We start from the raw sequence: 23,913 nt of genomic DNA on the forward strand, positions 1-23,913 counted from the left end.
TCAACCGAAACGAGAGAGCGCGCCGGCCATGATCTCCAGATCGACATTGCCGCCGGAAGCGACCGCGATCACCGTTTCGCTTTCCAGTTCATCGCCGTGGAAGAGGGCCGCCGCCAGCGCCACCGCGCCACCGGGTTCGACAACGATCTTCAGCCGGTTAAAGGCGAGAACCATAGCACGCAGCGCTTCCTCCTCGGTCACGGCAATGCCTTTTCCGCAGAGCCCGGCCATGATGGGGAAAGTAATGTTGCCGGGCTGCGGCGTGACGATCGCGTCGCAAATCGAGCCCGAGGTCGTGGCGTTACGCTCGATCTTACCCGCAGCGAGGGAGCGCGCCACATCGTCGAACCGCTCCGGTTCCGACGTCCTGACCTTGTAGTTCGGCGCTTTTGCTGCGAGTGCCAGGGAGATGCCGGAGGTGAGGCCGCCGCCACCGCAGGGCACCAGAACCTCGGCCGCACCGATGCCCAACTCCGCGCCCTGTTCGGCAATCTCCAGCCCCACTGTCCCCTGCCCGGCAATGACCAGCGGTTCGTCATAGGGCCTGATCAGCGTCAGCCCACGCTCACGCGAAATGCGATCACCGATGGCGTCGCGATCTTCGTTCGCACGGTCATAGAGCACTACCTCCGCGCCATAGGCCCGGGTATTGTCGATTTTGATCTTCGGCGCATCCGACGGCATGATGATGACGGCAGGGACATTGTGCAGCCGGGCGGCAAGCGCCACGCCCTGCGCATGGTTGCCGGAGGAAAAGGCGATCACGCCCTTGACGCGCACCTCCGCCGGAAGGCCGGAGACGGCCGACCAGCCGCCGCGAAACTTGAAGGAACCCGTTCTTTGCAGGCATTCAGCCTTCACGAACAGCTTTCGCCCGGCAATTTCGTCCAGAAAAGGCGATGAAAGAAGCGGTGTGCGAACCGCATGGTTGCCGATGCGCCCACGCGCGGCTTCTATCATCGAAATATCTGTCATGTCGTGCCCCTGTGATGCGGATTTGCGGGTACATTAGGAGGTTGCAATCAATTGCGAAACCGCCCAGAAAAGAAAAATCCCCGGACGTGGCCGGGGATTTGTGTCCTATGTGCTCAATGATTATGCCGGGGCATCTTTTCGGCGATCCGGCGGAAATCCGCAGCCCCTTCCAGAACCGCGCCATCCGAAAGCTGCGTTACCGACTGGCGGTAAATGCGCTGCCATGGCGTCGCATCGGCAGGAACGGCGGGAATGCCATCAGCCTTGCGGGCGGCAAGCTCCTCATCCGGCACCAGCGCATTGCACTCGCCCTCATTGAAATCGATGCGGATCACATCGCCCGTGCGAAGCCATGCCAGCCCGCCACCGGCAGCACTTTCCGGTGAGGCGTTGAGAATGGACGGGCTGTCCGCCGTTCCCGACTGCCGGCCGTCACCGATCGTCGGCAGACTGGTGATGCCCTTTTTCAACAGCGCATCCGGCGGCTGCATGTTGACGACCTCTGCCGAACCCGGCCAGCCGAGTGGCCCCGCACCGCGAATGACGAGAATGGTGCGCTCATCAATATCGAGAGACGGATCGTTGATGCGGGCGTGATAGTCTTCCGAACCATCGAACACCACACATTTGCCCTCGAAAATGCCTTCGCGGCCCGGTTCGCTCAGATAACGCTGGCGGAATTCCGTCGAGATCACGCTCGTCTTCATGATGGCGAAATCGAACAGATTGCCCTTGAGGACGAGGAAACCGGCCCGCTCCTTCAGCGGCTTGTCATAAGGCAGGATCACATCGCGGTCGGTGGATTCCCGGCCTTCCAGATTTTCCGCCATGGTCTTGCCTGTCACGGTCGGACAGTTTCCGTCGAGCTTGCCGGCCTTCAGAAGCTCCCACATGATGGCGGGCGTGCCGCCGGCGCGGTGATATTTCTCACCCAGCCATTTGCCGGCCGGCTGGACATTGGCGATGAGCGGAATGTCGTAACCGTGAACCTGCCAGTCCTCCTCGCGAAGCTCCACACCCGCATGTTTTGCCATGGCCGCCAGATGCGGTTGGGCGTTGGTGGAACCGCCGATTGCCGAGTTGACGCGGATCGCGTTCAAAAATGCCTCTCGGGTCATGATGTCGGAGGGCTTGATGTTCTCGACAACCAGCTCGACGGCACGGCGGCCGGTGCGATAGGCCATCTGGCCGCGTTCACGGTAAGCGGCGGGAATGGCGCCGCAGCCGGTAAGCGACATGCCGAGCGCCTCCGCCATGGCATTCATGGTCGACGCCGTACCCATGGTGTTGCAATGGCCGACTGAAGGAGCGGATTCGAGCGCTGCCTGCAAGAATTCCTCGCGGGTGATTTCGCCAGCGCCGTATTTACGGCGCATGCGCCAGATCACCGTGCCGGAACCGACCAGATCCCCATCATGGTAGCCGTCGAGCATCGGCCCGCCGGAAAGCACGATGGCCGGAATATCGACCGTGCTTGCCGCCATCAGCGCTGAAGGCGTGGTCTTGTCGCAGCCCGTGGTCAAAACGACGCCGTCGAGCGGATAACCGTAAAGCACTTCCACAAGGCTGAGATAAGCGAGATTGCGGTCAAGCGCCGCCGTCGGGCGCTTACAGTTTTCGAACATCGGATGGGTCGGAAACTCGATGGGAATGCCGCCCGCATCGCGGATACCGTCCCGCACCCGCTTGACGAGTTCCACGTGGACACGGTTACAGGGCGTCAGGTCGCTGCCGCTCTGGGCGATGCCGATGACCGGCTTGCCGGAACGCAGTTCTTCCGGCGTCACGCCGTAATTCATGAAGCGCTCCAGATAGAGCGCCGTCATGTCGAGATGGTCGGGATTGTCGAACCAGTCCTGCGACCGCAGGCGGCGCATCGGTGTCTTCTCGTCGCTCATGAACCTGCCTCAGCCCTGTTCCCGGTTGTTGAGTTTTTCGAGGTAAAGCAGGATGCCGCTATGGTCGATATCGGCGCCGCCGTCACCGACGAAGTCGTCAAATTCCCGCGTCACCTGCTGCGTAAGCGGCAGATTGAGAGACAGATCCTTCGCCGTCGCCAGCACGCCGTTCAGATCCTTGAGCTGGAACTTGGAGGGACCGCCAGGTACGAAATTGCGCTTCACCATGCGGTCGCCATGCAGTTCCAGGATCCGGCTTTCGGCAAAACCGCCGCGTATGGCGTTGCGGAACCCTTCACGCGATGCGCCACCCGCTTCCACCAGCATCATCGCCTCGGCAACCGCGCCGATGGTGATGGCGACGATCTGTTGATTGGCAAGCTTGCAGAGTTGGCCAGCACCCGAGGGACCGACATAGGTGAGCCGGCCCATCGGTGCGAAAACATCGGCAAGACCCGCGATCAGCGCCTCATCGCCACCCGCCATGATCGCAAGCGTACCGGCCGTCGCGCCCGGCACACCGCCGGAAACCGGCGCGTCGACATGATGAATGCCGAGCGCCTGAAGCCGGGAGGAATGTTCCCGCGCAATCGGCGGGGCAATCGAGCTGCTATCGATCACGACCGCACCCTTTTTCAGTGCTTCGGCCACTCCGGCCGCAAACAGCACCTCGCCCACAGCCTTGCCGTCGCTCAGCATGGTGATGACGATATCGGCGCCTTTGGCGGCCTCCGCCGGCGATGCCGCGACGACCGCGCCATCGGCAACAAGTGCCTCGGCCTTATCGACGCTGCGGTTCCAGACGGTCACCGAAAAGCCAGCCCCCAGCAGACGCCGGGCCATCGGTCCGCCCATCAGGCCCGTGCCGATAAAGGCGACAGACCGCTTCTTCTCCTCCCCGCCAACACTCATTTCAGTGAACCTCCCAGTTCGTCCTCGATATGAACCTGAATGATCTCTTCGAAGGAGCTTTCAGCCGTAAAGCCCAGTTCGCGGGCGCGCTTGGCTTCGAAACCGGGGGCCCAGCCTTCACACATGCGCATGATCATCTCGTTCGGCTTGCGGCGAATGAGGGCAACGGCCTTTTCGCCCGCGACCTTGCGCAGCGCTTCGATCTGCTCGCCGACGGTGGCGCTGAGGCCGGGCATCGACAGATTGCGGCGCGGGCCGACCTTTTCAACGTCGATCGTTGCCCCATGGATCAGGAAACCGACGGCGGAACGCGGCGAAGCGTGCCAGTGGCGAATGCTTTCCGGCACCGGCAGAACCGCTTCCTGGCCGACCAGCGGCTCGCGCAGGATATTGGAGAAGAAGCCGGAAGCGGCCGCATTCGGCTTGCCGGGACGAATGCAAATGGTCGGCAGGCGAATACCGATACCGTCGAAGAAACCGCGGCGGCTGTAATCGGACAGCAGCAATTCGCAGATCGCCTTCTGCGTACCATAGCTGGTCAGCGGCGTGGTGTGGAATTCATCCGGGATCGGATAGGGAAGCGGCGCACCGAAGACGGCGATGGACGAGGTGAAGACCACGCGCGGCTTGTAACCATCCTTGCCATTGGCAATGCGGATGGCATCGAAGAGATAACGTGTGCCGTCGAGATTGATGCGGTAGCCCTTATCAAAATCGAGCTCGGCTTCACCGGAGACGATGGCGGCGAGGTGAAAAATGGCATCTGGGCGGGCTTCAACCAGCTTTTCGGCCTCACCCGGCGCGGAGAGATCGGCGGCACGCGCATCGACCGCACCGGAAAAACCGGCAGGCGCTTCGGGCTGGAACACGTCGATAAGCGTGAACTTTTCGATTGGCTTGCCGCCAAGCGATCCGTCCTTGACGAGACGCTGAGTCAGCTTGCGGCCCACCATGCCTGCGGCGCCGATGATTGCGATATGCATGTTTTCCTCCTCTTTGTCCCGGCCATTCTCCCGGGACCGAAAAAACATCATCGGCCAGTCGACCGATAAATTAGCTTGTAAGGTTGTCTGATAACCTTATATGATCGGATTGAAAATAGTATTTTTTCACAAACCGGCAAAAGCAAGGGCGAGAGAGCCCTGTCCGGAAATTTAGGGCGGATTGGACGGAGAGGGTGGAATGACGATCGTGAGCGAAACCGATATCGAGGAATTGCGGTTCTCGTTGAAGAACAGGCTCGGCGAGGCTTTGCTGCTGACATCGCAGGAAGACATGGTGCGCTATTGCCGCGACTGGCACGGCGATGTCACCAGCTCGGCCGTCGCCGTCATCCGCCCCCGCTCGACCAAGGAAGTCTCCGACACCGTTCGCGCCTGCGCGGAACTGGGCCTTGCCATCATCCCCCAGGGCGGTAATACCGGACTGGTGCTCGGCGGCATTCCCGATGCCCCCAAGCATCAGGTCGTATTGAGCCTGGAGCGCATGAATGCCATCCGCACCATCGATAGCGACGATTTTTCCGCCGTCGTGGAAGCCGGCTGCATTCTCTCGGAATTCAAGGATGCGGTTCAGGACAAAGGCATGTTTTTCCCGCTGTCGCTCGGCGCACAGGGCAGCTGCCGCATCGGCGGCAACGTCTCCACCAATGCCGGCGGCATCAATGTCCTGCGCTACGGCATGACCCGCGAACTGGTGCTGGGTCTCGAAGTCGTATTGCCGGACGGCACCATCTGGAACGGGCTGTCGACGCTGCGCAAGGACAATCGCGGCATCGATCTGAAGCAGCTCTTCATCGGCGCCGAAGGAACGCTCGGCATCATCACCGCGGTTGCCGTTAAGCTTTATCCCAATCCCGAACATGTCGAGACGGCGCTGCTCGGCCTCAATTCGCTTGACGATGCCATCAAGCTTTACCGCCGCGCCCGCCGCGAATGCTGCGACCTGATGTCCGCCTTCGAATTCATGCCGCCTGTCGCCTTCACACTCGCGATTGAAGCAATTCCCGATCTCAAGATGCCCATCGCCGGCGATTATCCTGCCTATGTACTGATGGAAATTTCCGGCTCGGGGTTGGTCGATACCGCTGACCTGATGGGACGCTTCCTTGAGGGCGTGATGGAAGACGGGCTGGTGCTGGACGGCGTCATCGCTTCTTCACGGGCACAGGCCCAATCGCTCTGGCTGTTCCGCGAAGGCATGAACGAGGGCCAGGCGCTGCGCGGCGCGCATATGCGCACCGACATTTCCGTCCCTTTGTCGAAACTCGCAGCCTTCGTGGCTGAAGCCGAGGCGGAACTTGCGGAAAAACTGCCGGAATGCCTGGCGGTTTCCTATGGCCATGTCGGAGACGGCAATGTCCATCTCAACGTGCTGCCGCCGAACGGTTCGACGCCACAAGAGCGCGACGCCTTCATCTACAAGTCCAAGACACTCGTTAACGAGGTTCTCGACCGTTACGTCGGCAGCATCAGCGCCGAGCACGGCATCGGTCGCCTGAAACGCTCCGATTTCGAAAGCCGGCTATCCGACGTGCAGCGCCGGATGATCACCGGCCTGAAAAATACCTTCGACCCTGATTTGCGGATGAATCCTGGTTGCCAGATAACCCTGCAACCGGATAGCTAATCGAGGAATGGCAAAGGCGGCTGAAAACGCCGCCTTTGAAAACCCCGCTGACGGCGAAGGAGGAAGTCGCCCGCCGCGGGAAAACGAACCAATCGTTTCTGTGGAACGGGAGCAACCATGACGCTGGAGTTCAATCAGATACATCGCAACGATCATCTGCCCGGCCGTATCGCCGCGGAGATTGCGCGCGAAATCAATGATTCGAAGCTCGGACCGGGTGACAGGCTGCCGACCGAACATGTTCTGGCAAAAACCTTCGGGGTCAGCCGTTCGGTCATCCGCGAAGCGATTGCACAATTGCGCAACGAAGGCTTTGTCGAAACTCGGCAGGGCGTGGGCGCATTCGTCACCGATCCCCGGCAAAGACTGTCCATCCGCATCGAGCGGTCGCGGCTAAACGACCCGGAAAATTTCCGCGATCTTTTCCAGCTCCGCATGCCGCTGGAAATAGAGGCGGCGGGGCTTGCCGCATTGCACCGCAGCCCGCAGCAGCTGACGCGGCTGGCGGCAGCCTTGGAAAAGATGAAAACCGCCGATGATTGGTCGACGGAAGGCGTTGCCGCCGATCTCGACTTCCACCGCATTCTGGCGGAAGCGACTGAGAACGAATATTTCCTGATGTTCCTCGGCTTCATCGCGGAACGCATCAGCTCCGCCATCAACATCGCTTTCTCCCGCGCGGTTTTTGGTGAAATTCTCGAGGTGACGATTGCCGAACATGTGGCAATCTACGAAGCCGTCGAGAAGGCCGACGCCACTGCCGCCAAGAACGCCATGCGCAAGCACCTGATCGGCGCAGCCAGCCGGGTCAATCTCGAACTAGATATCTTCTGAGCAGCAATGTGGATGCCGGCAAAGCTATAGGACAGGTTTACGGCTTTGCGGGAATTGAGACGCGAAACACGATAATTTTGTCGGCAAGGCCGCTAGACTCGTAGCAAAAGTCATACTAAGAAGAATGGGATTAAGTTGTCAGACATCCAGACAATAAGACCGCAGGAGGCGGCCTGTCGGATGCTGAAGGGGAGGACTACATGACCGGTACAAGGTCCATCGACGCTACCGCAATTTTGCCTGAAGATTTCGAAAACGCGCTGCTCGTCGGCCGCGTCTGGTCGAAAAGCGAAGGCGGCCCCTGCCCCGTCCTGCTGAAGGGCGGCGTGCTTTATGACCTCACGTCGATTTCCCCCACCATGTCCGAACTTCTGGAGAAGACCGATCTGGTGGAGCGGCTCGCCGACACCGGCACCTTCGTCGCACTCGGCGCACTGGAAGCTTTTCTGGACGGTTCCGCCGGCGAACTCCTTGCTCCCAACGACATTCAGGCCGTCAAGGCCGCCGGCGTCACCTTCGCCGACAGCATGCTGGAACGCGTGATCGAGGAGCAGGCCAAGGGCGATCCGCTGCGTGCGCAGGAAATTCGCGGACGGCTGGCACCGGTTCTCGGTGACAATCTCAAGGGACTTGAGGCCGGCTCTGAAAAAGCTGCCGAAGTGAAGAAACTGCTCCAGGAAATGGGCCTCTGGTCGCAATATCTGGAAGTCGGCATCGGCCCGGATGCGGAGATATTCTCCAAGGCGCAGGCCATGGCTTCCGTCGGCTGCGGCGCGCTGATCGGCGTTCACCCGAAATCGCAGTGGAACAACCCGGAGCCGGAAGTGGTGCTTGCCATCACCTCCGACGGCCGAATCGTTGGCGCAACGCTCGGCAACGACGTCAACCTGCGCGACTTTGAAGGCCGCTCTGCACTCTTGCTCAGCAAGGCGAAGGACAACAACGCTTCCTGCGCGATCGGTCCCTTTATCCGCCTGTTCGACGGCAACTTCACCATTGAAGATGTGAAGAAATCACAGATATCGCTTCTGGTCGAGGGCGAAGACGGTTTCACCATGACGGGCGTCAGCCCCATGGAGGCGATCAGCCGCACGCCGGAAAACCTCGCTTCGCAGCTCTTGAACCGCAACCATCAATATCCTGACGGCGCCGTCTTTTTCCTTGGCACGATGTTCGCGCCGGTGAAGGATCGTCATGGCCCAGGCCTCGGTTTCACCCATTCAAAGGGCGACCGTGTTGAAATCTCCACGCCCAAGCTCGGTAAGCTGATCAACTGGGTCACCACGACCGACGAATGCCCGGAATGGACATTCGGCACCGCGGCCCTGATGCGCAACCTGGCGAAACGAGGGCTGCTCTAGATATTTCTTCGGGAGGGGAAAATGCAAAAGACCATCAATCTCTTTTACCGGATTCTCGAAATCATTCTCGTCCTGCTGCTTGCCGGCATGTCGATCATGGTCTTCGTCAACGTCGTCATGCGTTATACGATGAACTCCGGCATCAACGTCTCGGAAGAACTGTCGCGTTACTTCTTCGTGTGGCTGACCTTCATCGGCGCCGTGTTGACCTTCCGTGAGAACAGCCACATGGGCATCGAAACGCTCGTGATGTTCCTGTCCCGTCGCGCCCGCATCGTCTGCATGATCGTGTCGAACATCATCATTCTGGCCTGTTCCGCCATCTTCTTCTGGGGTACCTGGAAGCAGTCCGGCATCAATGCCAGCATGCATGCGCCCGTCACCAAGCTTTCGATGATCTGGGTCTATGGCGTCGGCATGTTCACCGGCGGCCTGATGTTCATCATCGCACTGGAACGCCTGTACCGTTACTTGACGGGCGGCGTGACAGAAGACGAAATCGCCCAGTTCGCGGGCGAGAATCTGACGATCGAACAGCTTTCGGAGCGCTGATACCATGACACTTCTCGTTTTTGTCGGCTCTCTGCTGGGAGCCATGGCGATTGGCGTTCCCGTCGCGTTCTCGCTGATGTTCTGCGGCGTCGTGCTCATGTGGTATATGGGCATGTTCAACACCGCCATCATTGCCCAAAACATGATCTCGGGCGCGGACACCTTCACCCTGCTTGCCATTCCCTTTTTCATCCTGGCTGGCGAACTGATGAATTCCGGCGGCCTGTCCCGCCGCATCATCGACTTTGCAATCGCGCTCGTCGGTCATATCCGTGGCGGTCTCGGCATCGTGGCCATCGTTGCAGCCATCATCATGGCCAGCATTTCCGGCTCGGCCGCAGCCGATACCGCAGCCCTTGCCGCAATCCTCATCCCGATGATGGCAAAGGCCGGTTACAATATTCCGCGCTCCGGCGGTCTCATCGCCGCCGGCGGCATCATCGCCCCGGTCATCCCGCCATCCATGGCCTTCATCGTCTTCGGTGTTGCCGCCAACGTCTCGATCACCCAGCTTTTCCTTGCGGGTATCGTTCCCGGCATTCTGATGGGTGCATCGCTCATCATCGCCTGGCTGATCGTGGTCCGTAAGGATAACGTCAAGCCACTGCCGAAGACCTCCGCCAAGGAACGTCTGACCGCCACTGCTCGTGCCGGCTGGGCGCTCGGCATGCCCGTCATCATTCTCGGCGGCATCAAGGCAGGCATCATGACGCCGACTGAAGCTGCCGTCGTTGCCGCTGTCTACGCGCTTTTCGTCGGTATGGTGATCTACCGCGAACTGAAACCGGCGGATCTGTTCCACGTGCTTCTTCGCGCCGCCAAGAGCACGTCCATCATCATGTTCCTGGTTTGCGCGGCACTTGTGTCCGCATGGCTCATCACGGCAGCGAACATTCCGAACGAAGTCGCAGGCTATATCGAGCCGCTGATCGACCGCCCGATGCTTCTGATGGCCGCAATGATGGTGCTTGTCTTCATTGTCGGAACCGCACTCGACCTCACGCCGACCATCCTGATCCTGACGCCTGTTCTGATGCCCATCGTCAAACAGGCGGGCATCGACCCGGTCTATTTCGGTGTTCTCTTCATCATCAACAACGCCATCGGCCTGATTACCCCTCCGGTTGGCGTGGTGCTGAACGTCGTCAGCGGCGTCGGCCGCATCCCGCTCGGCAAGGTCACGGTCGGCGTCTGGCCGTTCCTCGTTGCCGAAACCATCGTCCTGGCGCTGCTGGTGATTTTCCCGGACATCGTCCTCGTACCGCTGCAGTATCTCCGTTAATTCAACCTGCTTCTCGCAAACAATCCAAGGGAGGATATTATGAGAAAGCTTCTTCTGACCACCACGGCCATCGCTTTCGCAGTTGGCGCCGCCGCTCCGGCAATGGCCGAATTCAACAGCCGTAACATCCGCGTTTCGAACGGCATCAACCAGGATCATCCGGTCGGCAACGGCATTAAGGCCATGCAGGCCTGCCTTGACGACAAGTCCGGTGGCAAGCTGAAGCTGACGGCATTCTGGGGCGGCGCTCTCGGCGGTGACCTTCAGGCAACGCAGGCCCTGCGCTCCGGCGTTCAGGAAGCGGTCGTGACGTCCTCGTCGCCGCTCGTCGGTCTCATCCCGTCTCTCGGCGTCTTCGACCTGCCGTTCCTCTTCGCCAACGCCAAGGAAGCCGATGCCGTCATGGACGGCGCCTTCGGCGACATGATGAACAAGAAGCTGGAAGAACAGGGCCTCGTAAACCTGGCCTACTGGGAAAACGGCTTCCGTAACCTGTCAAACTCCAAGCATGCCGTGAACAAGTGGGAAGATTTCTCGGGCCTCAAGGTTCGCGTGATGCAGAACAACATCTTCCTCGACACCTTCCAGAACCTCGGCGCCAATGCAACGCCGATGGCCTTCGGCGAAGTCTTCTCGGCGCTGGAAACCAACGCGATCGACGCGCAGGAAAACCCCTATGTGACGATCGACACCTCGAAGTTCTACGAAGTGCAGAAATACATCACCGAGACGAACCACGCCTACACGCCGTTCCTCTTCCTCTTCTCCAAGCCGATCTTCGACAGCTACACGCACGAAGAACAGGCCGCCCTGCGTGAATGCGCAATCGTCGGCCGCGACGAAGAGCGCAAGGTCATCCGCGAACTGAACCAGAAGTCGCTGGAGAAGATCAAGGCTGCCGGCCTCGAAGTGAACACGCTGTCTGCCGAAGAGCAGACCCGTATCCGCGAAAAGTCGATGGTCGTCTACGAAAAGCACAAGGCTGAGATCGGCGCAGACGTCGTCGACGCCGTTCTGGCGGACCTGAAGAAGATCCGCGGCCAGTAATCCTTACCGGATACAATTAAAAACACCCGGAGGTTCCGCCTCCGGGTGTTTTTGTTTGTGAAAATCGCAGATGGAAAAAGGCTGCCGAAGCAGCCTTTCCAGAAGATCAGGACGCGGTGCGGTTCTGCCGGTTGGCGATGAGGTCTTCGACCACCGCTGGATCGGCGAGCGTCGACGTATCCCCCAGCGCACCAAAGTCGTCCTCGGCGATCTTGCGCAGGATGCGCCGCATGATCTTGCCGGAGCGCGTCTTGGGCAGGCCCGGCGCGAACTGGATCTTGTCAGGTGTCGCAACCGGCCCGATCTCGTTGCGCACGTGCTTCACCAGCTCCTCGCGCAGCGCATAGTCGCCATTCTGGCCCGCCATCAGCGTGACATAACAATAAATGCCCTGGCCCTTGATCGCATGCGGGTAACCCACCACAGCCGCTTCCGAAACGAGGTGATGCGACACCAGCGCCGATTCCACTTCGGCCGTGCCAAGGCGGTGACCGGAAACGTTCAGCACGTCATCGACGCGGCCGGTGATCCAGTAATAGCCGTCCTCGTCACGCCGGCAGCCGTCGCCGGTGAAGTACTTGCCCTTGTAGGTCGAGAAATACGTATCGACAAAGCGCTGATGATCGCCATAGACGGAGCGCGACTGGCCCGGCCAGCTATCGATGATGCAGAGATTGCCGTCGGCCGGTCCTTCCAGCACATTGCCCTCGGCATCGACAAGCTGCGGCTGCACGCCGAAGAACGGCCTTGTGGCCGAACCGGGTTTCAGATCGGTCGCGCCCGGCAGCGGCGAAATGAGAATGCCGCCGGTTTCCGTCTGCCACCAGGTGTCGACGATCGGGCTCTTGTCCTCGCCGACCACATGGTAATACCACTCCCAGGCTTCCGGATTGATTGGTTCGCCGACCGTGCCGAGAAGCCGCAGGCTCTCGCGCGACGAGCGCTGGACGAACTGGTCGCCCGCCCCCATCAGCGATCTGAGCGCCGTCGGCGCGGTGTAGAAGATATTGACCTTGTGCTTATCGATGACTTCCCAGAAGCGGCCCTGATCCGGGAAATTGGGAACGCCTTCGAACATCAGCGTCGTCGCGCAGTTCGCAAGCGGACCGTAGACAATATAGGAGTGGCCCGTGACCCAGCCGACGTCGGCGGTACACCAGTAAACCTCGCCGTCCTTGTAGTCGAAGACATACTCATGCGTCATCGACGTATAGACGAGGTAGCCGCCCGTGGTGTGCAACACGCCCTTCGGCTTGCCGGTGGAGCCTGAAGTGTAAAGAATGAACAGCGGGTCTTCCGCACGCATCTTCACCGGCGGGCAATCCGGCTTCACGGTGGCGATTTCCTGATGGTACCAGATATCGCGGCCGGGCGCCCAGCCGGTCTTTCCGCCGGTGCGGCGCACCACCAGAACCTTGTTGACGATGACATATTGTTTGGCGGCGATATCGATCGCCTTGTCGGTATTTTCCTTGAGCGGGATCGGCTTGCCGCCGCGCACGCCCTCATCGCAGGTGATGACGAAGGTGGACTGGCAATCGACGATGCGGCCGGCCAGCGCTTCCGGCGAGAACCCGCCGAACACGACGGAATGGATGGCGCCGATGCGGGCGCAGGCGAGCATCGCGTAAGCCGCCTCGGGTATCATCGGCATGTAGATGGTGACGCGGTCGCCCTTCTTGACGCCGTGCTTCTTCAGCACATTCGCCAGACGGCAGACATAGTCGTAGAGCTGGTTATAGGTGATCTTCTTGTCGATATAGGGGTTGTCGCCTTCCCAGATGATCGCCGTGCGCTCGCCATGCGTCTTCAGATGCCGGTCGATACAGTTATAGGAAACGTTCGTCAGGCCGTCCTCGAACCACTTGATCGGCACCCTGCCCTTGAAGGACGTGTTCTTGACCTTGGTATAGGGCTTGAACCAGTCGATCCGCCGGCCGTGCTTGTCCCAGAACTTTTCCGGATCCTCGACGCTCTCCTGATACCATTTCTGGTAACGCTCATTGTCGATGAGCGTGCGGGCCTTCGCCGATTTGAGAACCGGGTAGATTTTGGCAGACATAAACTCCTCCTGGAACCGATATGGCTTCTGACGTGGCCCGAGACTCCCACCTCAGGCATGTGTTGAATTCATAGCAGTTCAAATCCGCACGGCAATTAGACAAAGGTCATTTGTTTCGCAAAGAATTGCAATTATGATGCAATCCGGTTATAGAGCGGCAATATCCCGGAAATCAGTGGTTGATACCACGCCCGCGACACCGGCGCGGACGGACAGAAGGACTGTATCTATGGCTCAACAATTGCTCATGCCAAAGGCAACGGCTGTATGGCTGGTTGACAACACCGCGCTGTCGTTCGATCAGATCGCCACGTTCTGCAAACTGCATCCGCTCGAAGTCAAGGCGATTGCCGACGGTGAAGCCGCACAGGGCATCAAGGGTCTCGATCCGATTGCAACCGGACAGCTTTCCCGCGACGAGATCGCCCGCGCTGAAAGCAATCCCAACCACAAGCTCAAGCTTTCCGAGCCGAAGGTCCGCGTGCCGGAATCCAAGCGCCGCGGTCCACGCTACACCCCGGTTTCCAAGCGTCAGGACCGTCCGAACGCCATTCTCTGGCTCGTTCGCAACCACCCGGAACTGAAGGATGCGCAGATCTCGCGTCTCGTCGGCACCACGAAGTCGACCATTGAGCAGATTCGTGACCGCACCCACTGGAACTCGGCAAACCTGACGCCGATGGACCCGGTCACACTCGGCCTCTGCAGCCAGATCGATCTCGACCTCGAAGTTGAACGCGCCTCGCGTGGCCGTCCGCTGCCGACCGCCGAAGAGCTGGACAACACACTGCAGCCGGCGACGGCAACGGAAGGTCTGGATTACAACTTCCAGCGCGAAGAAGACGAGCAGATCGACGCAGATGCGGTCTTCAAGAAGCTCAGCTCGCTGAAGTCTACGCAGAAGGACGAAGACGAGGACGATCACTACTGATCGGACGTCTTTTAGAGTTTGAAAACCCGGCCTCAGCGCCGGGTTTTTTATTTGCAGCCTTATCGCGTACCGAAGATCGCCGAGCCTACACGAACGCTCGTTGCGCCGAATTCCACGGCAGTTTCGAAATCGCCCGACATGCCCATGGAAAGCTTCTCAAGCCCACATTGTTTGGCAAGCTTCGCCAGAAGCGCAAAATGCGGACCCGGATTTTCATCCGCCGGCGGAATGCACATCAGTCCTTCAACCCGCAATTTCAGCTCATCCCGACAAAAGGCGACGAAAGCCACGGTCTCACGCGGATCGATGCCCGCCTTTTGCGGCTCAAGCCCTGTATTGACCTGCACATAAAAACGAAGGCTGCGCCCCTGTTTGCCGCATTCCTCGGCAAGCGCGCGGGCGATCTTTTCGCGGTCGACGCTCTGCACCACATCAAACAGCGCCACGGCATCCGCCGCCTTGTTGGACTGTAGCGGGCCAATCAGATGCAACTCGATATCAGCCGTCTTCTCTTTAAGCGCCGGCCACTTGCCCTGCGCCTCCTGCACGCGGTTCTCGCCGAATACGCGCTGGCCCGCATCGATGACCGGCTGGATCGCCTCCGCCTCGAAGGTCTTCGAGACCGCGACGAGGGCAACATCCGCCGCCTTGCGTCCGGATTTTTCCGCAACATCGGCAATGCGCTGCCTGACATCCTCAAGACGTGCTTCGATTTCCATCACAAGACCTTCATTTGAACCATTCGCAACGCTAACTAGACGCCGATTGCCTTGATGCCAAGCGGGTTTAGCACCATTTGAGGCACGCTGGCCAAGATTGAACGCCCGAATGCCCCGCCAAACTTGACGCCCCGGTCGTTTCATGGTGAAGGTCAGCGCAAATTTTTCCCCTCGATACCCGGAATTTTAGACAATGGCCATCGAACGTTACAATCCTCGCGACGCCGAGCCGCGCTGGCAGCAGAAATGGAACGAAGACAAGGTTTTCGTCACCGACAACAGCGATCCGCGCGAGAAATATTACGTTCTGGAGATGTTTCCCTATCCGTCGGGACGCATCCACATGGGCCATGTCCGCAACTATGCCATGGGTGACGTGGTCGCCCGCTACAAGCGCGCCCGCGGTTTCAACGTCCTGCACCCGATGGGCTGGGACGCCTTCGGCATGCCTGCCGAAAACGCCGCCATGCAGAACAAGGTTCACCCGAAGGACTGGACCTATCAGAACATCGCCACCATGCGCGGCCAGCTGAAATCCATGGGCCTTTCGCTGGACTGGACCCGCGAATTCGCGACCTGCGACGTGGAATATTACCACCGCCAGCAGGCGCTGTTCGTCGATTTCATGGAAAAGGGTCTGGTCTACCGCAAGCAGTCCAAGGTCAACTGGGACCCGGTCGACCATACGGTTCTCGCCAATGAGCAGGTGATCGACGGCCGTGGCTGGCGCTCCGGCGCGCTGGTCGAACAGCGCGAGCTGACGCAATGGTTCTTCCGCATCACCGATTTCAGCCAGGACCTGCTGGACGAGCTGGATACGCTGGACCAATGGCCGGAAAAAGTGCGCCTGATGCAGAAGAACTGGATCGGCCGCTCCGAAGGCCTGTCGCTGCGCTGGCAGACGGTCGCCGGGACAGTGCCGGAAGGTTTCTCCGACATCACCGTCTATACGACACGCCCGGACACCCTGTTCGGCGCCTCCTTCCTGGCAATTGCCGCCGACCACCCGCTGGCCAGGGAACTGTCCGCGAACAACCCGGCGATTGCCGAGTTCTGCGATGAGTGCCGCCGCCATGGCACCTCGCTCGCAGCACTCGAAACGGCTGAAAAGAAGGGTATCGATACAGGCGTCAAGGTCGTCCATCCGCTGGATCCGACCTGGGAATTGCCGGTCTACGTCGCCAATTTCGTGCTGATGGACTATGGCACCGGCGCGATCTTCGGTTGCCCCTCCGGCGACCAGCGCGACCTGGACTTTGCGCGCAAATACGGCCTGCCGGTCGTGGCGGTCGTCGCCCCCGAAGGGCCTGATGCTGCAAGCTTCACGGTCGATGACACCGCCTACACCGACGACGGCGTGATGATCAATTCCGGCTTCCTGAATGGTATGAAAACGACGGATGCCTTCGAGGCGGTCGTGCAGAAGCTGTCGGCGCAGACGCTGGGCAACGCGCCTCAGGCCGAGCGCAAGGTCAATTTCCGTCTGCGCGACTGGGGCATTTCCCGTCAGCGTTATTGGGGATGCCCGATCCCGGTCATCCATTGCGAAGTCTGCGGCGTCGTACCGGTCCCGAAAAAGGACCTGCCGGTCAAGCTGCCCGACGACGTGACGTTCGACGTGCCCGGCAACCCGCTGGACCGGCACCCCACCTGGCGTCATGTCTCCTGCCCGCAATGCGGCCATGACGCACGCCGCGAAACCGACACGATGGATACTTTCGTCGATTCCAGCTGGTATTACACGCGCTTCACCGCGCCGTGGGAAGACGCACCGACCGATCCGAAGGTCGCCAACCACTGGCTGCCGGTCGATCAGTATATCGGGGGCATCGAGCACGCTATCCTGCATCTGCTCTATTCGCGCTTCTTCACCCGCGCCATGCGCGAAACCGGCCATGTCGGCGTCAAAGAGCCCTTCAAGGGCCTGTTCACGCAGGGCATGGTGGTTCACGAGACCTATAGCCGCGGCGAAGGCACGGCACGCGAATGGGTGCCGCCGGCCGACCTCAGGATCGAGGAAAACGACGGCACGCGCCGCGCATTCCTGCTCTCTTCCGGCGAAGAGGTGAAAATCGGCTCCATCGAGAAGATGTCGAAGTCGAAGAAGAACGTGGTTGACCCCGACGATATCATCGCGTCCTACGGCGCCGATACCGCACGCTTCTTCGTGCTGTCGGACTCTCCGCCCGATCGTGACGTCATCTGGTCCGAAGCCGGGGTGGAAGGTGCAAACCGATTCGTCCAGCGCGTCTGGCGCATCATCGGCGAAGCAGCGGAAGAACTGAGAACTGTTCAGCCGAAGCCTGCGACCGAAGGCGAAGGCTTGGCGGCCTCCAAGGTGGCGCACAAGACGCTGAAGGCTGTTCAGGAAGACTTGGACAAGCTCGCCTTCAACAAGGCCATCGCCCGCATCTACGAACTGGTCAACGCGCTGGCCGGCCCGCTCGCCGATGTTGCTTCTGGCGGCAAGTCTGAGGACGTCAAGGCGGCCGCGCGCGACGCCGTCGAAATCCTCATCCGCATCATCGCCCCCATGACGCCGCATCTGGCGGAAGAATGCTGGTCCGCACTGGGCAATACGGGCCTCGTGGCCCAGACGCCATGGCCGGCCTTCGTCGCTTCGCTTGTCGAGGAAAACGATGTGGTCATGCCCGTGCAGGTCAACGGCAAGAAGCGTGGCGAATTGACAATCGCGCGCGATGCGGATCAAGATGCGGTCCGAACGGCCGCCCTTGCGCTGGATGCCGTCAAATCCATTCTTGCCGGTGGCGAGCCCAAGAAAGTCATCGTGGTTCCGCAGAGGATTGTGAACATTGTTGTCTGACGTTTTTTCAAGATGGGGCCGCGTCGCGGCAGCGATTTCCGTCGTGACGATGGCTGGTCTTCTGGCAGGCTGCCAGGTGCGCCCGCTTTATGGCGAAGCTTCGGGAACCAAGGAGAGACTGGCGGCCGTCAGCGTCTCCGAGACCGGCGGCAGAGTTGGGCAGGAAGTCCGCAATCAGCTGATCTTTCTGATGTCCGGCGGTGCTGGCGAACCCGCCACGGCGCAATATAACGTCAAGGTTTCCGTAAGCTCGAGCGCCACGTCAACGGAAGTGCAGAATTACGACCTGACGACCCGCGCGAACAACAATTACGATGGCCCATACCCTGGTCGTGTCGTGATGAGCGGTCAATATGTGCTGACACGCGTTTCCGACGGTCAAATCCTGCGCTCTGCACGGCGTAGCGTGACGGCGCAGGTGGACCTTCCGCAGCAGGAATTCGCCAAGATCAGGGCAACCCGCGACGCCGAGAACCGTGCGGCCCGGGAACTGGCTGAAATCATCCGCACCGATATCGCCGCCACGCTCGGCCGCTGAGAGCGGCGGCCGTGACGGAGATAAAGTCCCATGAATTTGAGCGCTTCGCCGAAAATCCGGCGGAGCGCTTTCGCGTTTTCGTGCTTTACGGCCCGGATCGCGGTCTCGTATCGGAACGCGCTGGCGTCATCGCCAAAAAAACCGGTATCGATACCGATGACGCTTTCGCATCGCTGAAACTGACCGCATCCGATCTGCAGGGCGACCCCGGCCGTCTGCTCGACGAGGTGAATGCCATCGGCCTTTTCGGCGGCGAAAAACTCGTCTGGGTCAAAGGTGCTGCGGCCGAAAAGGCGCTGGTGGATGCGCTGCAGATTCTTGCCGAGACACCGCCGGAAGCAAGCTTCCTCATCATCGAAGCAGGCGACATCAAGAAGGGTACGGGACTGCGCAAGATCGCAGAACCGGCGCGCTCAATCGCTGCGATTCCCTGTTACGCCGACGATGCGCGCTCATTGAACGCATTGATCGATCAGGAACTCTCCGCCGATAATCTGCGCATTGCGCCAGCCGCAAGACAGAGGCTCATCGAATCGCTGGGTGGTGACCGTATCGCCTCGCGCAATGAAATCCGCAAGCTGGCGCTCTATTGCCGTGGGGCAGACGTGGTCGAGGAAGACGATGTGCTGGCGATCATCGGAGACGCCAGCACGGTTTCCGCAGACGATGCCGTCGACGCCATTCTGAAAGGCGACAGAAACGCCTTTTTCCACACGACGCAGAAGATCGTGTCTTCGAAAACCCCGATCTTTCTTGTGCTCCAGGGGTGCCTCAAGCAATTCCAGTTACTCGACCAGATGCAGGCCGAAATGGATGAGAAAAAACTGCAGGCCGGTCAGGTCATGCAGACGCTTGGACGCCACATCCATTTCCGCAGAAAACCCATCATCGAACGAGCCCTGCGAACCTGGCAGCCAGCGGCAATCGCCCGCGAGATGAACCGTCTGCAGGCCGCTATCCTGCAAAGCCGTCAGCGGCAAAGCCTGGAAGAAAGCGTGGCCCTTCTGACATTGCTGTCGACCACGCTGCAATCCGGCCGCGGCGGATGAGGCCCAGCAAAAAGCCCTCGCGCTGCTGCTGCGAGGGCTTTTAAATCATGGTTTCGCGGTCAGGCCGTAAAAACTCAGTCGCCTTGTCCGGGCTCGGCGGAGAAATAGAGCTCGAGCTTGCCTTCGACACCGTCCATTTCCTTGGCTTCCGGCATCGGGTCGCGCTTGATCGTGATATTAGGCCAGATTGCCGCATATTCGGCGTTGAGCTTCAGCCACTTGTCGAGACCCGGCTCCGTATCGGGCTTGATGGCTTCGGCGGGACATTCAGGTTCGCACACACCGCAATCGATGCATTCATCGGGATTGATCGCGAGGAAATTTTCACCCTCGTAAAAGCAGTCGACGGGGCAGACCTCAACGCAATCGGTATATTTGCAGCGGATGCAATTGTCGGTCACGACATATGTCATGATGAACTCCAGAATATGCAGGCCGGGTCTGTGGGCTTCGGAACACAAGCCGTCGCCCGGAATTCAGACAGGGCAATTTCGCAAGTGACGTAATGCCTTTGCTTGCAGATAGCAAGGATAAACAATTCTGAAAAACGGGTGCGACCCGGAGGTTTATTCTAATCTTTGCTTCCGTCGCTGTCAGACAGAAACCTGTCGAGCGCCCTGCGCTCTTTTTTGGTGGGACGCCCGCTGCCCGGCTGGCGCAACGCCTGCTCGAGGGGTGTCAGCCTGTCGGAAGGTTCCCGTGGCGGCGTCTCGTCTTCATAGAGAAGTCTGGCTTCCTCATAGGGTCCACGCCGTGTTCCGCCGGACCTGACGACCAGCACCTTGTCCATCCGCTCGAAGCCGATCTCCAGCCTGTCGCCCGCCTTCACCACATGGCTGGACTGGCGAATGGCAATGCCGTTGACCTTGACGTGGCCAGACTGAATATAGCTCTGGGCAAGCGAACGGGATTTTGCCATGCGGGCAAAGAACAGCCACTTGTCCAGACGCTGACGCGTGCTTTCCAGTGGCTGTTCGTTGCTTCCCATGGGCTTACTTCTTCAGCTGCTCCTTGAGAGCAGCGAGCTTTGCGAAAGGCGAATCCGGATCGAGCGGCTTTTCCTTGCGCGGCGGCTTGGCTTCGAAGCGCTGCTGACCCTGCGGCTTTCCGCCACGGTCATTGCGTTCCGGCCGGTCTTTGCGCTCCCCGCGATCGTGACGATCATTGTTGCGGTTGTTGCCACGGTCCGGACGGCCGCCATCGCGCTTGCGCTCACCGTCGCCACTGCGATTGGCAGCTTCACGGTTTGCACCGTCACGATTGTCGCGACGGCCTTCACCGCGACGCTCGCCCTGTTCGCGCGCTCCTTCACCGCGGCCCTGACCGCGATTGCCGGGACGACGGTTTTCGCCACGCTGATTTTCGTTGCGACCACCCGGACGCCACAGAAGAACGGGCTTGGGCTCGGCGGCCTCGGCGCCTTCCGGCACGGCCTCGGCTGCGACAGCCTCTTCGCTGGCAGCTTCCGCAACCGGCGCCTCGACAGCTTCGCCTTCGACAGCAGCCGCCGTCTCGGACACCTGTTCTTCGGAAGCCGGCTCGTGTTCCTCGGTCTCGACGCTTTCCTCTTCAGCCGTCGCCGCTTCCGCGGCAGCCGGAACAGAGGCACCGGCGTGGCTGGCGAGGAAGGCCTGTGCCTCTTCCGCCGTCACCTGATCGGCGCGGTAACCGAGGCCCTTCAGAATTTCTTCCATGTCATCAAGCGTCGCGCCGAGAATGGAAAGCATGGCGGTCGTTGTCGTGAAACGGCGACCGTCATAAGCGCCTTCCGGCCGCGGCTGCTGACCGGGCTTCCACTGCAGCAGCGGGCGGATGAGATCGGCCAGACGCTCGAGAATGTCGATACGCACGGCGCGCTTTCCGAGGAAGCGGAAACCGGCAAGCTTGTAGAACATGCGCTCGAAGCTGGCATCGGTGACGACCGAGGTACGGCCTGCGGCCAGCACCGGAATGAGATCGCCGTAACCCGGCTTGCCGAGACCGTCATTCTTCAAAGCCCAGAGCAGCGTCACAAGCTCCGCCGGGGCGGGCTTGAGAAGCGCTGGCAGGAAAACGTGATAAGCGCCGAAACGAACGCCGTAACGGCGCATGGAGGCGCGCGCATCCTGATCGAGAGACTTCACGTCTTCGGCAACGTCGCGGCGGAATAGCACGCCAAGATTTTCCACGAGCTGGAACGCCAGACCCTTCGCCAGACCCTGAAGGTCTTCGGCGCGGGAAATATCGTCCAGCGGCTTCAGCACGGTCGCAATCTGATGATTAACGAAACGCTCGACGCGCGCCAGCGCGTGATCACGGGCATTGCCGTTCAGCTGCTCGTCGGCAAGCAGGATCACCCGCGGCTTCATGATGTTGTCGCCGGCCGAAAGGCGGGCAACCGGTTCGCCCAACCAGCGAACCAGACCATCGGAGCTCAAAGCGAGATCGCCATTTCCACTGGCATGCAGACGCGCGGCACGCGCCTCGAATTCGAGCGCAAGCGCCTTCTGCGCCGCAGCCTGCACGGCCTTCTGATCCGGCCCTTCCATTCCCGGCACCGGCGTGAACCGGAACCCGGCCAACTGGCCGACGTGATGACCTTCTACGAAGACATCACCATTTACACTGATTTCAGCTTCAAGCATCGCATTCTCTCTCAGGCGCCTCATGAGCACAGATGTCCTGCGATCAACAAAGCGTTTCGTCAACCTTTCATGTAGCGCATCGGACAATCGATCCTCGATTTCCCGAGTCTTTTCTTGCCAGTGTGTCGGATCGGCAAGCCATCCTGGGCGGTTCGATACATAAGTCCATGTTCTGATCTGCGCAATCCTCGCAGACAAGGTATCGATCTCTCCATCCGTCCGGTCGGCGCGACGCACCTGCTCGGCCATGAAATCCTCGTTCACCGCCCCGCGTTTGACGAGGTCGAAATAGAGCGTGGAGATCAGGTCCGCATGCTGGGCAGGAGCAATGCGGCGATAGTCTGGAAGCGCGCACGCCTCCCAGAGTTTTTCCACCCGCGCATCGCTCGTCGTCACATCGATGATCTCTGGATAACGCGACAGATATTCCAGCGCCTGCTGGTCGATTGCCGGCAGGGCGCGCGAAAGTCCCTGGATAGCCGGCGCGGCATCGAGGCTCAGGCGCAGATTGGCGATGGAGGAAAAATCGAAATTTTTCGTCCGCCACTGCAGAACCTTAACCGCATCGAACTGATGGGTTTCGATCCGCTCCACCAGCTCGTCATCGAACGGATCGACACGCCCCGTCACGCCGAATGTGCCATCGCGAAGATGGCGGCCGGCGCGGCCGGCGATCTGGCCGATCTCGCCGGGATTGAGATTGCGGAACTGATAGCCGTCGAATTTTCGGTCCTGCGCGAAGGCGACATGGTCGACATCGAGGTTGAGACCCATGCCGATGGCGTCCGTCGCCACCAGATATTCGACGTCGCCGGACTGGTAGAGCCCCACCTGCGCATTGCGCGTGCGCGGCGAAAGCGCGCCCAGCACCACGGCAGCACCGCCGCGCTGGCGGCGCACCAGCTCGGCGATGGCATAGACCTCATCGGCGGAAAAGGCGACGATTGCCGTGCGTTGCGGCAGGCGGGTGATCTTCTTCTGGCCCGCATAAAAGAGCTGCGACAGGCGCGGCCGCTCGACCACGGTTATTCCCGGCAGCAGCTTTTCGAGGATAGGACGCATCGTGCCCGCGCCGAGCAGCAGCGTTTCCTCCCGCCCGCGCAGATGCAGCACCCGGTCGGTGAAGATATGCCCGCGTTCGAGATCGCCCGCCAGCTGCACCTCGTCGATCGCGACGAATGCGGCCGTCGTCTCGCGCGGCATGGCTTCCACCGTGCAGACGGAATATTTGGCTTTAGGCGGTGCGATTTTTTCTTCGCCGGTAATCAGCGCCACATTCGGCGCACCCACCTTCTCAACGAGACGGGTATAGACCTCCCGCGCCAGAAGACGCAGCGGCAGGCCAATGACACCGCTGCCATGCGCGACCATCCGCTCGATCGCGTAATGGGTCTTGCCGGTATTGGTGGGGCCGAGAACGGCCGTGACACCGCGGCCGCTCAGGATCATGGGGCGAAAATTCAACGTACTATCCGCGAATCGACTTCATCTGCTTGCCGCGCGCCCAGCATTGCTGATGCGGGCCGCACGCACCACACATGGCAACGCCCGCCGACAAAGGCAATAGGCCTCACCCGCAAAGTGGCGCAGGGCGACCAGTCGACGGAATTTTCCGTTCAGATTCAGCTATTTGAACAAATAAAAAGAATCCGGCGAAAATGAAATCGATTCGGCTGC

19 protein-coding genes are annotated in these 23,913 nt (G+C 60.2%); 10 read left to right on the plus strand and 9 right to left on the minus strand.

The window, feature by feature from the left end:
- The 4 genes from PIB16_RS10170 to denD form a co-directional block, all read right to left on the minus strand.
- Positions 1–975 carry a threonine ammonia-lyase gene (locus PIB16_RS10170; RefSeq protein WP_065656893.1) on the minus strand — a complete coding sequence of 325 codons (975 nt, stop codon included), beginning with the start codon at positions 973–975 and terminating at the stop codon, positions 1–3.
- 113 nt (positions 976–1,088) lie between these two features.
- Positions 1,089–2,873 carry an IlvD/Edd family dehydratase gene (locus PIB16_RS10175; protein ID WP_065656892.1) on the minus strand — a complete coding sequence of 595 codons (1,785 nt, stop codon included), beginning with the start codon at positions 2,871–2,873 and terminating at the stop codon, positions 1,089–1,091.
- 9 nt (positions 2,874–2,882) lie between these two features.
- Positions 2,883–3,785, minus strand: a complete 903-nt coding sequence (locus PIB16_RS10180; protein WP_078052321.1) for an NAD(P)-dependent oxidoreductase — start codon at positions 3,783–3,785, stop codon at positions 2,883–2,885.
- Positions 3,782–4,768, minus strand: a complete 987-nt coding sequence (gene denD, locus PIB16_RS10185; RefSeq protein ID WP_271045558.1) for a D-erythronate dehydrogenase — start codon at positions 4,766–4,768, stop codon at positions 3,782–3,784. Before denD ends, PIB16_RS10180 begins: the two co-directional genes overlap by 4 nt.
- A 199-nt stretch (positions 4,769–4,967) precedes the next feature.
- On the opposite strand from denD, the gene PIB16_RS10190 reads away from it, so the two are divergent.
- From PIB16_RS10190 to PIB16_RS10215, 6 genes are all read left to right on the plus strand, one after another.
- The gene (locus PIB16_RS10190) at positions 4,968–6,413 is read left to right on the plus strand and encodes an FAD-binding oxidoreductase (RefSeq protein WP_174039741.1); all 1,446 of its coding nucleotides are present in this window, start codon (positions 4,968–4,970) and stop codon (positions 6,411–6,413) included.
- A gap of 117 nt (positions 6,414–6,530) precedes the next feature.
- Positions 6,531–7,247, plus strand: a complete 717-nt coding sequence (locus PIB16_RS10195; RefSeq protein ID WP_003520305.1) for a FadR/GntR family transcriptional regulator — start codon at positions 6,531–6,533, stop codon at positions 7,245–7,247.
- 200 nt (positions 7,248–7,447) lie between these two features.
- Positions 7,448–8,608 carry a fumarylacetoacetate hydrolase family protein gene (locus PIB16_RS10200; protein WP_003520304.1) on the plus strand — a complete coding sequence of 387 codons (1,161 nt, stop codon included), beginning with the start codon at positions 7,448–7,450 and terminating at the stop codon, positions 8,606–8,608.
- A 21-nt stretch (positions 8,609–8,629) separates the two neighbouring features.
- On the plus strand, positions 8,630–9,160 hold the full coding sequence (locus PIB16_RS10205) for a TRAP transporter small permease (RefSeq protein ID WP_003520303.1): 531 nt from the start codon (positions 8,630–8,632) through the stop codon (positions 9,158–9,160).
- Positions 9,161–9,164: 4 nt separating this feature from the next.
- The gene (locus tag PIB16_RS10210) at positions 9,165–10,442 is read left to right on the plus strand and encodes a TRAP transporter large permease (protein ID WP_035265222.1); all 1,278 of its coding nucleotides are present in this window, start codon (positions 9,165–9,167) and stop codon (positions 10,440–10,442) included.
- Between the two features lie 39 nt (positions 10,443–10,481).
- Positions 10,482–11,489 (plus strand): TRAP transporter substrate-binding protein, encoded by a 1,008-nt coding sequence (locus tag PIB16_RS10215; RefSeq protein WP_271045559.1) that lies wholly within the window; start codon positions 10,482–10,484, stop codon positions 11,487–11,489.
- 106 nt (positions 11,490–11,595) lie between these two features.
- Here the strand turns inward: PIB16_RS10215 and acs are convergent, their stop codons facing one another.
- Positions 11,596–13,551 carry an acetate--CoA ligase gene (acs, locus tag PIB16_RS10220; RefSeq protein WP_065656888.1) on the minus strand — a complete coding sequence of 652 codons (1,956 nt, stop codon included), beginning with the start codon at positions 13,549–13,551 and terminating at the stop codon, positions 11,596–11,598.
- 229 nt (positions 13,552–13,780) lie between these two features.
- On the opposite strand from acs, the gene PIB16_RS10225 reads away from it, so the two are divergent.
- Positions 13,781–14,482 carry a DUF1013 domain-containing protein gene (locus PIB16_RS10225; protein ID WP_271045560.1) on the plus strand — a complete coding sequence of 234 codons (702 nt, stop codon included), beginning with the start codon at positions 13,781–13,783 and terminating at the stop codon, positions 14,480–14,482.
- A 59-nt stretch (positions 14,483–14,541) separates the two neighbouring features.
- Here the strand turns inward: PIB16_RS10225 and PIB16_RS10230 are convergent, their stop codons facing one another.
- Positions 14,542–15,201 (minus strand): YggS family pyridoxal phosphate-dependent enzyme, encoded by a 660-nt coding sequence (locus tag PIB16_RS10230; RefSeq protein WP_065656886.1) that lies wholly within the window; start codon positions 15,199–15,201, stop codon positions 14,542–14,544.
- 193 nt (positions 15,202–15,394) lie between these two features.
- Between PIB16_RS10230 and leuS the strand changes: the two genes are divergently transcribed.
- The 3 genes from leuS to holA are packed head-to-tail and all read left to right on the plus strand — an operon-like array spanning position 15,395 to position 19,612.
- Positions 15,395–18,025, plus strand: a complete 2,631-nt coding sequence (gene leuS, locus PIB16_RS10235; protein WP_271045561.1) for a leucine--tRNA ligase — start codon at positions 15,395–15,397, stop codon at positions 18,023–18,025.
- Positions 18,018–18,563 (plus strand): LPS assembly lipoprotein LptE, encoded by a 546-nt coding sequence (lptE, locus tag PIB16_RS10240; RefSeq protein WP_161987770.1) that lies wholly within the window; start codon positions 18,018–18,020, stop codon positions 18,561–18,563. The genes leuS and lptE overlap by 8 nt, the downstream gene beginning before the upstream one ends.
- 11 nt (positions 18,564–18,574) lie before the next feature.
- Complete coding sequence (gene holA / locus PIB16_RS10245; RefSeq protein WP_271045562.1) at positions 18,575–19,612, plus strand: DNA polymerase III subunit delta; 1,038 nt, start codon at positions 18,575–18,577, stop codon at positions 19,610–19,612.
- 74 nt (positions 19,613–19,686) lie between these two features.
- On the opposite strand, the gene fdxA is transcribed toward holA, so the two are convergent.
- The 3 genes from fdxA to PIB16_RS10260 form a co-directional block, all read right to left on the minus strand.
- Positions 19,687–20,025, minus strand: coding sequence for a ferredoxin FdxA (fdxA, locus tag PIB16_RS10250; protein ID WP_003520294.1), 339 nt, complete (start codon positions 20,023–20,025; stop codon positions 19,687–19,689).
- A gap of 158 nt (positions 20,026–20,183) precedes the next feature.
- Complete coding sequence (locus PIB16_RS10255) at positions 20,184–20,600, minus strand: RNA-binding S4 domain-containing protein (RefSeq protein WP_065656882.1); 417 nt, start codon at positions 20,598–20,600, stop codon at positions 20,184–20,186.
- Positions 20,601–20,604: 4 nt separating this feature from the next.
- Complete coding sequence (locus tag PIB16_RS10260; RefSeq protein WP_065656881.1) at positions 20,605–23,685, minus strand: helicase-related protein; 3,081 nt, start codon at positions 23,683–23,685, stop codon at positions 20,605–20,607.
- Positions 23,686–23,913 lie beyond the last annotated feature (228 nt).

The organism is Agrobacterium sp. ST15.13.015 (assembly GCF_027871645.1).
Taxonomy (GTDB): domain Bacteria; phylum Pseudomonadota; class Alphaproteobacteria; order Rhizobiales; family Rhizobiaceae; genus Agrobacterium; species Agrobacterium leguminum.

Excerpts from the sequence above, each read along its gene's own strand:
- PIB16_RS10170 (WP_065656893.1), bottom strand. The coding sequence starts at position 975 with ATGACAGATATTTCGATGATAGAAGCCGCGCGTGGGCGCATCGGCAAC.
- PIB16_RS10175 (WP_065656892.1), bottom strand. The coding sequence starts at position 2,873 with ATGAGCGACGAGAAGACACCGATGCGCCGCCTGCGGTCGCAGGACTGG.
- PIB16_RS10180 (WP_078052321.1), bottom strand. The coding sequence starts at position 3,785 with ATGAGTGTTGGCGGGGAGGAGAAGAAGCGGTCTGTCGCCTTTATCGGC.
- denD (WP_271045558.1), bottom strand. The coding sequence starts at position 4,768 with ATGCATATCGCAATCATCGGCGCCGCAGGCATGGTGGGCCGCAAGCTG.
- PIB16_RS10190 (WP_174039741.1), top strand. The coding sequence starts at position 4,968 with ATGACGATCGTGAGCGAAACCGATATCGAGGAATTGCGGTTCTCGTTG.
- PIB16_RS10195 (WP_003520305.1), top strand. The coding sequence starts at position 6,531 with ATGACGCTGGAGTTCAATCAGATACATCGCAACGATCATCTGCCCGGC.
- PIB16_RS10200 (WP_003520304.1), top strand. The coding sequence starts at position 7,448 with ATGACCGGTACAAGGTCCATCGACGCTACCGCAATTTTGCCTGAAGAT.
- PIB16_RS10205 (WP_003520303.1), top strand. The coding sequence starts at position 8,630 with ATGCAAAAGACCATCAATCTCTTTTACCGGATTCTCGAAATCATTCTC.
- PIB16_RS10210 (WP_035265222.1), top strand. The coding sequence starts at position 9,165 with ATGACACTTCTCGTTTTTGTCGGCTCTCTGCTGGGAGCCATGGCGATT.
- PIB16_RS10215 (WP_271045559.1), top strand. The coding sequence starts at position 10,482 with ATGAGAAAGCTTCTTCTGACCACCACGGCCATCGCTTTCGCAGTTGGC.
- acs (WP_065656888.1), bottom strand. The coding sequence starts at position 13,551 with ATGTCTGCCAAAATCTACCCGGTTCTCAAATCGGCGAAGGCCCGCACG.
- PIB16_RS10225 (WP_271045560.1), top strand. The coding sequence starts at position 13,781 with ATGGCTCAACAATTGCTCATGCCAAAGGCAACGGCTGTATGGCTGGTT.
- PIB16_RS10230 (WP_065656886.1), bottom strand. The coding sequence starts at position 15,201 with ATGGAAATCGAAGCACGTCTTGAGGATGTCAGGCAGCGCATTGCCGAT.
- leuS (WP_271045561.1), top strand. The coding sequence starts at position 15,395 with ATGGCCATCGAACGTTACAATCCTCGCGACGCCGAGCCGCGCTGGCAG.
- fdxA (WP_003520294.1), bottom strand. The coding sequence starts at position 20,025 with ATGACATATGTCGTGACCGACAATTGCATCCGCTGCAAATATACCGAT.
- PIB16_RS10255 (WP_065656882.1), bottom strand. The coding sequence starts at position 20,600 with ATGGGAAGCAACGAACAGCCACTGGAAAGCACGCGTCAGCGTCTGGAC.
- PIB16_RS10260 (WP_065656881.1), bottom strand. The coding sequence starts at position 23,685 with ATGATCCTGAGCGGCCGCGGTGTCACGGCCGTTCTCGGCCCCACCAAT.